The 4,374-nt window shown below is 61.8% G+C and carries 3 protein-coding genes; 2 read left to right on the forward strand and 1 reads right to left on the reverse strand.

What is annotated here, in order from left to right; genetic code table 11:
* A partial coding sequence (locus VN856_RS01000; protein ID WP_325685265.1) for a thioester reductase domain-containing protein occupies positions 1–1,979 on the forward strand: 1,979 nt, incomplete at its 5' end.
* Between the two features lie 121 nt (positions 1,980–2,100).
* Complete coding sequence (locus VN856_RS01005) at positions 2,101–2,535, forward strand: hypothetical protein (protein ID WP_325685266.1); 435 nt, start codon at positions 2,101–2,103, stop codon at positions 2,533–2,535.
* 288 nt (positions 2,536–2,823) lie between these two features.
* Here the strand turns inward: VN856_RS01005 and asnB are convergent.
* A partial coding sequence (gene asnB, locus VN856_RS01010) for an asparagine synthase (glutamine-hydrolyzing) (RefSeq protein WP_325685267.1) occupies positions 2,824–4,374 on the reverse strand: 1,551 nt, incomplete at its 5' end.

A 4,374-nucleotide genomic window follows, 5' to 3' on the forward strand; every position in this document is an offset into this window, starting at 1 on the left:
TCGTCGCTACCTCGAACCTCGAGGCTGTGTACAGCGCCGCTCCACTGGTGCGGCAGATCTTCGTGTACGGCAACAGCGAACGGTCAAGCCTGTTGGGTGTCATCGTGCCGACCCTCGAGGCACTCGGCGAGTTCGGCGACGACATGGACGGAATGAAGACCGCGCTGCACAAGTCGCTGAAGCAGTGCGCCGCCGACGCGCAGTTGACGTCCTACGAAGTGCCAATGGACTTCATCATCGCCACCGAACCCTTCACCGAGGAAAACGGGTTGTTGTCCGGCGTGGGCAAGCTACTGCGGCCCCGGCTCGAGGAACGGTACGGCGAGCGGCTCGAGCAGATGTACACCGAAATCGCCGCCGCGCAGGTCAATGAGATGCGCGGACTGCATCGGATGGCGGCCGATCAACCTGTGATGGAGACGCTCGTCCGCGCAATCCGCGCCTTGTTCGGTAGCGCGAGTGTCGACGCCGAAGCCGACGCTCATTTCACCGATCTTGGTGGAGATTCATTGTCGGCGTTGACATTCTCCGCCATGCTCGAGGATATCTTTGGGGTCGAGGTGCCGGTCAGCGTGATCATCAGCCCAGCCAATAGTGTCGGAGGACTGGCGGATTACATCGAGACGCAGCGCAGGACGGGTGCACAGCGTCCGACCTTCACGTCTGTTCACGGCCAGAGCCCGACCACGATTTCGGCAGACGAGTTGACCTTGGACAAATTCATCGATGCCCAGACTCTTTCGACCGCAAGGTCATTGCCTCCTGCCTCCGGTGCGCGTGTGCCCCACACTGTCCTGCTAACCGGCGCGAACGGCTGGCTGGGTCGGTTCTTGACCCTGGAGTGGCTCGAGCGACTTTCCCTACGAGGCGGCAAGCTGATCGCGATCGTTCGGGGCCGCGACGCCGACGAGGCTAGAACGCGAATGGAGAAGGTGTTCGACAGCGGTGATCCCGAGTTGCTGAGCCGGTTTCGGCTGCTCGCGGCCGCCCACCTCGAGCTGGTGTCCGGTGATATCGGCGATCAGAATCTCGGCCTGGACGCGGCGACCTGGCAACGGCTGGCCGAGAGTGTAGATCTCATCGTGCACTCGGCGGCACTGGTGAACCATGTGCTGCCCTACGGTCAGCTGTTCGGCCCGAATGTCGTTGGGACCGCTGAGCTCATCCGACTTGCCATCACTACTCGGATCAAACCGATCACCTACCTGTCCACCATCGCGGTGACGCAGACGGTTCCGCGCGGCCAGTTCGAGGAGGACGCCGATATCCGCCGGATCAGTCCGATCCGCCCGATCAACGACGATTACTTGAATGGCTACGCCAACAGCAAGTGGGCCGGCGAGGTCCTGCTCAGGGAAGCCAACGACCTATGTGGAGTTCCGGTGGCGGTGTTCCGGTCCGACATGATCCTGGCGCACACCCGATACCGTGGGCAACTCAATGTGGCTGACATTTTCACCCGGCTGATCTTCAGCCTTCTGGTGACCGGCATTGCACCGCATTCATTTTACGAAAGCGAGGGTGCCGGCTGCCGGGCGAGGGCACATTACGACGGCCTGCCGGTCGATTTCATCGCCGCGGCGGTCACCATGATCGGCACCCGGGTGACCACGGGCTACCGGTCCTTCGACGTGATGAACCCCCACGACGACGGCATCTCATTGGATGTATTCGTGGATTGGCTGATCCAGGCCGGCAACAACATCCGGCGCATCAACGACTACGACGAATGGCTGAGTCGGTTCCAGACCGCACTAACGGGCCTGCCCGAACAGCAGCGTCAGCACTCCGTCCTGGCCCTATTGCACGCATTCCGCAAGCCGGACAAGCCGATCCGCGGCGCTACCGCACCAACCGACGCGTTCCACGCCGAGGTGCGCGCGGTCAGAGCCGGTCCGGACAAGGACATCCCGCACATCTCGGCGGAGCTGATCGCCAAGTACGCCAACGACCTACGGCAGCTGAGCCTACTGAGCTGACGCCGCCCGCATCGGCCTCACGGGGCGCTGGGAGCGCCAACCGAGCGGCAACAACGTGAGAGTAAGTGCAAGACATCAAAATTCGTCCGAAAAGGCGGATAGCCCCACGAGGAGGGCCGATATGGGTGACCCCAATCCCGGCAGCGACCGACGCATGGCAGCGCGTAGCCGATTCAGTCGCATCTGGTCCTCCGCTGTTTCAGGTCCAGGTATACGAGTGATCGAATTGCATGTCCTTGGGATGCAGGTACAGCTGCTGTCGATAAACATGGGGTGGCGCTGGCCTCCTTCGAGTTCTTGCCGGAGTCCGGCTAATACGGCGTACTGGCGGGTCGATAGGACCATCACCGTCGAACGCCGCTACGGCTTTGTAAACCGTTATGGACAATTAGATTTCATCAAGAACAGCCAGCTCCTGCTGCTGCTGTTGTTGTCGGAAGTTTTGGAGCGTCTGAGGATGATGCAGCGTGGCGCTGTGGCTTCTTCGATGGTCGCGAGATGGAAGGGCCGCACAAGTCATCGCAGCGTGCAGCGACGAGCTGAAGCCGGTGCTTAGTACCACTGCGTCCTTCTGGCGCAGCCATTTTCTACGTCGTCCACTGCCAGTTTCCGGAGGATGCGTCGAATAACATCGACGCATCCGTGCCTCTGGGTCGCGTCGCCAAGTCCGATCGTGAACTCCTGGACAAGGCCCGCCAGATCCCAAGGATCGTCGGGCAGGCGCGGTAGGCCATCCGCCGACTTGGCCGGCTGGGAATTCGAATTCTGCTGCAATGTCTTTCAAGCTTGAGAAAACTTCTGGCCAGTCGAGAGGCGGCCACGCTGCACGTGAGCCCGGGGCGGGTCACGTCATGGAGAACAGCTCTTGCATCAGGATCACACTCGCCACCCTCTGCAGACCGCCTTCCACAGCGATGCGTTGATCGTCCGGGCATTCCAGCAGCCCGTCGAGCGCCGTTGAGACTTTCTTCATGTCGTAGATCGGCTGGTCCTTCGCCGCTTGCGACGCGAACGTGTCCCGGTAGAAGGCGAGCATCGGGTCATTCGAGTTCCGGGTCGGCGGCGTCGTGAACGGATGCTTCTGCCGGTCGTAGACCTCGGGAATCAACACATCCTTCGCAGCCTCCCGCAGCACATGCTTTTCCCGAATTCCCTTGACCTTCATGCTCACCGGGATCCGCGCCGCTGCCTCGGCGACGTGGTGATCCAGGAACGGCACCCGTCCCTCGATGGAGTACGCCATCTCCATCCGGTCGGCCAGATAGTTCAAGACGAAGTTCGGCAACACCGTCTTGGCATTGACGTAGAGCATCTGGTTGAGCCGGTCGCGGCCGGCGACACGTTGCGCCAGCGGCAAGCGGTCCAGCGCAGACACCAGCGGCTGAAACTGCCTAACGGATACCGGGAGATCATCGCGGAACAACGGGGCCACGATATTCGCCGGGGCCGCAGCGAAGTTGAGCGTTGCCGGCAGCCAGCCGAGCCTGCGCTGCACTGCCTGCATCTCCGGGTTGTCGACCTGTTCCGGCATCAACAACGCGCGAGTTGCCGCGTTGGCGCCGAGCATCTCGTCGAAGAGCACCGATTTCTCGGCAGCGCTCAACGTCGCATTGTCATTGAGCGCGTCGACCCGGAAGAACGCATAGCCTCCCAGCATCTCGTCGGCGCCTTCGCCAGTGAACACCACTTTGATGCCGGCCGCCCGCACGGCACGGCTGAGCAGATACTTGGCAACGCCGTGGCCGTTGAACATCTGAGTTTCGGCATGCCACACCGCATCCTTGAACGCGTCGGCGATCTCCCGCCCCGTGATCGCAATGGGGTGGAAGGTCGCGCCGACGTGTTTGGCCTGAGCTTCAGCGATGCTGGTTTCGTCATACAGCGCGTTGTCAAAGGTGAGCGTGAACGCGCGGATCGGCCGGTCCATCTCCTGCTGCGCGAGCCCGAGGACGGCGCACGAGTCGATGCCACCACTCAGATAGGACGCGACCTCGACATCGGCGACCAGTCGTTCCCGCACGGAATCGCGCAGAGTCTCGCGGAATTCGACGATGATGTCGGCCTCGCTTCGTTTGTCCGCCCGCATCTGCTCAACAGTCGGGATCTCCCAATCCCAATAGGGATAGATGCGAACATCGCCATCCCTGGCGATCGCATAGCAACCTGGCGGCACCGTACTGATTCCGGCGAACTCGGTTTTCTCGTGAGATCTGCCCGTGCCTCCGGTGGCGCCCTCCAGATCCCATGCGGCCGACACACCCAGCGCCAACAGTGCCTTGATCTCCGATGCGAAGAACACGTCGCCGTTCACCACTGCGTAGTAGAGCGGCTTGACCCCGAAGCGGTCGCGGATCGCGATCATCTCCTGTAGGCGTTCATCGGCGATGATCACCGC

Source organism: Mycobacterium sp. (genome assembly GCF_035603715.1).
Taxonomy (GTDB): domain Bacteria; phylum Actinomycetota; class Actinomycetes; order Mycobacteriales; family Mycobacteriaceae; genus Mycobacterium.

What these genes read in the sequence shown, in the direction of transcription:
- VN856_RS01005 (WP_325685266.1), top strand. Translation starts at nt 2,101, where the DNA reads ATGGGTGACCCCAATCCCGGCAGCGACCGACGCATGGCAGCGCGTAGC.